Annotated in this window: 5 protein-coding genes and 1 pseudogene; 3 read left to right on the top strand and 3 right to left on the bottom strand. The window is 65.5% G+C overall.

Annotated features, from left to right (window positions below; all coding sequences use genetic code 11):
- The coding region (locus VFW69_RS09700) for an LppP/LprE family lipoprotein (protein WP_526500565.1) at positions 1–563 on the bottom strand (563 nt) is incomplete at its 3' end.
- A 164-nt stretch (positions 564–727) separates the two neighbouring features.
- On the opposite strand from VFW69_RS09700, the gene VFW69_RS09695 reads away from it, so the two are divergent.
- Both VFW69_RS09695 and VFW69_RS09690 read left to right on the top strand, forming a co-directional pair.
- Complete coding sequence (locus VFW69_RS09695; RefSeq protein ID WP_526500563.1) at positions 728–2,431, top strand: DEAD/DEAH box helicase; 1,704 nt, start codon at positions 728–730, stop codon at positions 2,429–2,431.
- On the top strand, positions 2,428–3,567 hold the full coding sequence (locus tag VFW69_RS09690) for an acyltransferase family protein (RefSeq protein WP_526500561.1): 1,140 nt from the start codon (positions 2,428–2,430) through the stop codon (positions 3,565–3,567). Before VFW69_RS09695 ends, VFW69_RS09690 begins: the two co-directional genes overlap by 4 nt.
- A 19-nt stretch (positions 3,568–3,586) precedes the next feature.
- Here VFW69_RS09690 and VFW69_RS09685 read toward each other — a convergent pair whose 3' ends face one another.
- Together VFW69_RS09685 and VFW69_RS09680 are read right to left on the bottom strand one after the other, a co-directional pair.
- Positions 3,587–4,168, bottom strand: coding sequence for a TetR/AcrR family transcriptional regulator (locus tag VFW69_RS09685; RefSeq protein WP_526500559.1), 582 nt, complete (start codon positions 4,166–4,168; stop codon positions 3,587–3,589).
- Positions 4,168–5,409 carry a cytochrome P450 gene (locus tag VFW69_RS09680; protein ID WP_526500557.1) on the bottom strand — a complete coding sequence of 414 codons (1,242 nt, stop codon included), beginning with the start codon at positions 5,407–5,409 and terminating at the stop codon, positions 4,168–4,170. The genes VFW69_RS09685 and VFW69_RS09680 overlap by 1 nt, the downstream gene beginning before the upstream one ends.
- 211 nt (positions 5,410–5,620) lie before the next feature.
- Here VFW69_RS09680 and VFW69_RS09675 point away from each other — a divergent pair.
- A pseudogene (locus tag VFW69_RS09675) lies at positions 5,621–5,795 on the top strand (FAD-containing monooxygenase EthA); the annotation flags it as partial.

Genomic DNA, 5,795 nt, shown 5'->3' with positions numbered 1-5,795 from the left:
ACCGCGTTGCCGTTCCAGTGAAATTTCACATCGGTGTTCAGGCCGTTGATCCCGGCGGGATAGGTCAGTGCCACCGTGTCGCCCGTTGTTTGCGCCGCGTCAACGCCGTTGAATCCGTAGGTGTCGGGCACACCCTGCGGGATGAACTGGCCGAGGTGGAACAGCACCGCGCGGGTGGTCGGACTCACCGCGTTGGTGTTGGCCTTGATGATGATCGCCGACAGCTGCGCGCACTGGTTGTAATTTCCTGCCAGCGGTTCGGGGTTCCAGGGCTGCTGGCTGCGCGGGTCGCGAGGCAGCTCGGAAACCACCTTCGCGATGGTGGGCGAGGCGAGGTTGACCGCGCAGGGATCGACCGGCGGGGCGTTGCCAGGTGGCGCGGCCGCCGGGGGCGTGGCCGGAGCCGTGATGGACGCGGCGTCCGACGTAGTCCTGGCCTGGGGCGTCTTGGCGACAGTGGAGTCCCCCGAACCGCAGCCGGTCAGCGTGAAGGCGATGAGAGCGACAGCGGCCGAGCCAGTCAGTGGCTCGGTACGACACGGCGACGACCACACATCGGGCACCGTACCTTCATCGGGCCCGGGGCTGTGGCAGGCAGGCCGGGTGTGCTGACGATCACCCGCAGCGCTCAACTTCGTTGAGCTCGCGATCACCACGGGGCCTTGCGGTGGTGACCCGCAGCGCTCAGGTCTGCTGAGCTCGCGATCACCACTAGACTCCTTGGACGATGACCCTCTCGGACAGCTCGACTGAAGCTGCCTCACTGACGTTTGCCGACCTGCAGATCAATCCCTCGGTCTTGCGGGCTATCGCCGACGTCGGCTACGAGTCGCCCACCGGCATTCAGGCGGCGACGATCCCGGCGCTGATGGCGGGCTCCGACGTCGTCGGGCTGGCCCAGACCGGCACCGGCAAGACCGCCGCGTTCGCGATCCCGATCCTGTCCAAGATCGACGTCACCAGCACCGCCACCCAGGCGCTGGTGCTCGCCCCCACCCGGGAACTGGCCCTGCAGGTGGCTGAGGCGTTCAGCCGGTACGGGGCCCACCTGCCCAAGATCAACGTGCTGCCGATCTACGGCGGCTCCTCCTACAGCGTGCAGCTGGCCGGGCTGCGCCGCGGCGCCCACGTAGTGGTCGGCACACCGGGCCGGGTCATCGACCACCTCGAGCGCGGGACACTGGACCTGTCCCACGTCGACTACCTGGTGCTCGACGAGGCCGACGAGATGCTCACCATGGGGTTCGCCGAAGAAGTCGATCGCATACTGTCTGAAACCCCGGAGTACAAACAGGTGGCGTTGTTCTCCGCGACCATGCCGCCTGCGATCCGCAAGATCACCACCAAGTACTTGCACGATCCGCTCGAGGTCAGCACCAAAGCGAAAACCGCTACCGCCGAGAACATTTCGCAGCATTACATCCAGGTCGCCGGTCCGCGCAAGATGGACGCGCTGACGCGGGTTCTGGAAGTCGAGTCGTTCGAGGCGATGATCATCTTCGTCAGGACTAAACAGGCCACCGAGGAAGTCGCCGAAAAGTTAAGGGCCCGAGGCTTTTCCGCGGCCGCCATCAACGGAGACATCCCGCAAGGCCAGCGCGAGCGAACCGTCGCCGCATTGAAGGACGGCAGCATCGACATCCTGGTCGCCACCGACGTGGCCGCACGTGGGCTGGATGTGGAGCGGATATCGCACGTGCTCAACTACGACATCCCGCATGACACCGAGTCTTACGTGCACCGGATCGGGCGCACCGGCCGAGCCGGTCGTTCGGGAACCGCGCTGCTGTTCGTTTCCCCGCGCGAGCGCCACCTGCTGAAGGCGATCGAAAAGGCCACGCGGCAAACACTCACCGAAACCGAATTGCCCACCGTCGAGGACGTCAACGCACAGCGGGTGGCCAAATTCGCCGATTCCATCACCACCGCGCTCGGTTCGCCCGGAATCGACCTGTTCCGCAAGTTGGTCCAGGATTACGAACGCGAGCACGACACCCCGATGGCCGACATCGCCGCCGCGCTGGCAGTGCAATCCCGGGATGGCGAGGAATTCCTGATGGCGCCCGAACCGCCACCGGAGCGGCGCGAGCGGCGCACCGAACGACGTGAACGTCCCGAAAGGCCAAGGAATGCACAGCCATTGGCTACCTATCGCATCGCGGTAGGTAAGCGGCACAAGATCGGTCCGGGCGCGATCGTCGGCGCCATCGCCAACGAGGGAGGGCTGCATCGCAGCGATTTCGGCCACATCGCGATCGGCCCGGATTTCTCACTGGTGGAGCTGCCGGCGAAGTTGGGAAAGTCGACCTTGAAAAGGCTTGAACACACCCGCATCTCGGGGGTTTTGATCAACCTTCAGCCGGAGCGCTCATCCGCCAACAGGCCCCGCGGCCGAGACGGTGGGAAGCCGCGCAGGAAACACGGCGGATGACGCTGTCCGAAGAACAAGACGCCCAGGGCGGCCTCGAGCAGACCTCTCGCGTCGACCGGGTCGCCTCGCTGACCGGAATCCGCGCGGTCGCAGCGCTCCTCGTCGTCGGCACCCACGCGGCCTACACCACCGGCAAATACACACACGGGTATTGGGGCCTGGTCGGTTCCCGGATGGAGATCGGCGTGCCGATCTTCTTCGTGCTCTCCGGCTACCTGTTGTTCCGCCCCTGGGTGAAGGCGGCGGCGAAAGATGGCCCACCGCCGTCGCTGAGTCGCTATGCGTGGCACCGGGTTCGGCGCATCATGCCCGCCTACGTCATCACCGTGTTGTTCGCCTTCGTTCTCTACCACTTCCGCGATGCCGGGCCGAACCCCGGCCACAGCTGGCTGGGGTTGGCGCGCAACCTGACCCTGACGCAGATCTACTGCAACGGCTACCTGGGCAAGTATCTGCACCAAGGGCTGACCCAGATGTGGAGCCTCGCGGTGGAGGGCGCGTTCTACGTGGTGCTGCCGCTGCTGGCATACCTTCTGCTGGTGGTGATTTGCCGACGGCAGTGGCAACCGAAACTCGTGCTGGGTGCCCTGGCCGGGATGGCGTTGATCAGCCCGGCCTGGCTGGTCCTGGTGCATACCGATCACTGGTTTCCCGACGGCGCGCGGCTGTGGCTGCCCACCTATTTGGCGTGGTTTCTAGCCGGGATGATCTTGACCGTGCTGCAGGAGATGGGGGTGCGCGGCTACGGGTTCGTGGCCATACCGCTGGCGGTCATCTGCTATTTCATCGTGTCCACTCCCATTGCCGGCGCGCCCACGACTTCCCCGGCAACGCTGAGCGAGGCGTTGTTCAAGACGTGTTTTTATGCCGTCATCGCCGCACTCGCGGTGGCACCGCTGGCTCTGGGTGACCACGGTTGGTATTCGCGAATACTGGCCAGCCGTCCCATGCTGTGGTTGGGGGAAATCTCCTACGAGATCTTCCTGATCCACCTGATCACCATGGACTTCGCGATGGACTACATCGTCGGCGCGCACGTCTACACCGGCTCGATGCTGTACCTGTACGTCGCGACGCTGGTCGTGACGATCCCGCTGGCGTGGCTGCTGCACCGGTTCACCCGCGTCCGGGACTGAGCAAGAAGATGGCGGCCGGCTAGCCGCGGGCGCAAACCGGCGTCACGATCGGCACAACGAATTCCTCGATCATCGCCCGCTCGTCGTCTTCGTCGCGGCCCGGGTAGGTCAGCAGCGAGACGATCACTCGCACCGTCCAGCGGGCCCGGCGTTCGACGACGGCGGGATCATCGGGTCCCAGCGAGTGCAGGAACGCCACCGCCAGGGCCGCGATCACGTCGGACTGTCCGGCCAGTTCGCCACCGACCGGTGGGCGGGTGGTGGCAAACCAGGATGCCAGCGCGGGGCTTTCGCGAACCATTCCCAATGTGACCAGGATGCTCGCGACCAACCGTTCGCGTGGGTCCTCGATGTCGCCGGTGCGCGCGATGATTTCGCGGCCCAGCCGGTGGGTTTCGCGGTGGATATAGGCGGTTCGCAGCGCCTCGCGATTCTCGAAGTAGCGGTACAGGGTAGCGCGGGAACAGCCTGCCGCCCTGGCGATTTCGTTCATCCCGATCGAATCCGAGTCGCGCTGCGTGTAGAGCTGCTCGGCGGCGTCGAGGATCCGGTCGGCGGCCGCCTCGGACCGGTGCGCACCCAGCCAGTCGCTGCCGGGCATCAGGACTTCACCCGAATCGGCACCGACACGGGACGCCGGACGTAACTGCCGCCGGCCCAGACGATGCCGGCTTCGTCCACGTCGAAGTCCGGGCAGCGGGCCAGCAATTCGGTCAGCGCGACCCTGGATTGCATCCGGGCAGCGGCGGCGCCCAGGCAGTGGTGCGCGCCGTGGCTGAACGTCAGGATGTTGCGTGGGCAGCGGTTCACGTCGAGTTCGTCTGCATCCGAACCGTATTGGCGTTCGTCGCGGTTGGCCGAACCGTACAGCAGCAGCACCCTGCGTCCGGCCGGGATGGTGGTCTCGCCGACGGTCACGTCGCGGGTGACGGTGCGTGCCAATCCCTGCGCCGGCGAGGTCAACCGCAGCAGTTCCTCGACCGCGTCGGGAATGCGGTCCGGGTCGTCCACCAACAGCTGACGTTGGTCGGGCCGTTGCTGCAACAGCGGCATCGAGCCGCCGAGCATACCGGTGACGGTGTCGTTGCCGCCGGTGACCATGGTGAACGTGAACGCCAGGATCGACAGCGTGCCGGCGATGTCGCCGTCGGCACCGACCCCCGCGGCCACCAGGTGCGAGATGGTGTCGTCCTCGGGTTCGGTCCGGCGCCGCTCGATCAGCCCGGTGAAGTAGGCCATCATCGACCCGACCGCGTCGCCGACGGTTTCCAGCGCGCCGGCGACGCCGCCTTCGGCGGTGTTGGCCGCGACGATCGCCTGGGTCCAGCCATCGAATTGGGCCCAGTCTTTCTCCGGCACACCGAGATAATGGGCGACCACCATCGACGGCAGGGGTTTGAACAGCTCCGTGACGATGTCGCCGCCGCCGGCAGAGCGCAACCCCTCGATGCGCTCCACGACGAATTCCCGGACCTTGGGCTCCACAGCCTCGACCTGCCGCGGCGTGAAGCCGCGCGACACCAGCTTGCGGAACTGGGTGTGCACCGGAGGATCCTGCATCACGAACGGTGGATTGTCCTGCAGCCCAATCATTTCCAGGTCGCCGTAGTTGACGGTCAAACCCTGTGCGGAGGAATAGGTTTCGTGGTCGCGCGCCGCGGCCCACACGTCGGCGTGCCGGGAGAGCACGTAGTAGTCATCCTCGGGATGGTTCACCGGAACGACGTGGTGCACCGGATCGTGATCTCGCAGAGCGCGGTACATCGGCCACGGATTCGACCAGGTGTCGGCGGTGGCCAGCTGAAATGTGACCGGTGCGCTGTGAGACATAACAACAGCCATGTCTCATTCGTACGACAACTTCGGCAATATGTCAACAGTCGCGGGCGCGCGACTGCGCGGCTGGACGCTCCTGCTATCAGCGTCCGAAACGCCGCGACCGCGGTAGCCCGTTACGCGAACGCTTCGCGTGATCGGTGTCGGCTTACGGGGGAGTGGTTGCGCAACGCGTATGCCGACTTCATGGATAACAGCAGTTATCCATGAAGAACCTCGCCGTTTGCTGCCCACGGGGTATGCGATCGACACTCACTTCAAACCCGACTACAACCCATGGGATCAGCGGCTGTGCATGGTGCCCGATTCCGACATGTTCAAGGCCATCTCCCGAGGCGCCGCGTCGCTCGTCACGGACATCATTGTGCGGTTCACCGAGCGAAGAGTCCCGC

This window comes from Mycobacterium sp. (assembly GCF_036273375.1).
Classification (GTDB): Bacteria; Actinomycetota; Actinomycetes; order Mycobacteriales; family Mycobacteriaceae; genus Mycobacterium.
The sequence above is the reverse complement of the archived record's forward strand: the minus strand, read 5'-3'. Positions and strand labels throughout refer to the sequence as shown.

Excerpts from the sequence above, each read along its gene's own strand:
- VFW69_RS09685 (WP_526500559.1), bottom strand. The coding sequence starts at position 4,168 with ATGCCCGGCAGCGACTGGCTGGGTGCGCACCGGTCCGAGGCGGCCGCC.
- VFW69_RS09690 (WP_526500561.1), top strand. The coding sequence starts at position 2,428 with ATGACGCTGTCCGAAGAACAAGACGCCCAGGGCGGCCTCGAGCAGACC.
- VFW69_RS09695 (WP_526500563.1), top strand. The coding sequence starts at position 728 with ATGACCCTCTCGGACAGCTCGACTGAAGCTGCCTCACTGACGTTTGCC.
- VFW69_RS09680 (WP_526500557.1), bottom strand. The coding sequence starts at position 5,409 with ATGGCTGTTGTTATGTCTCACAGCGCACCGGTCACATTTCAGCTGGCC.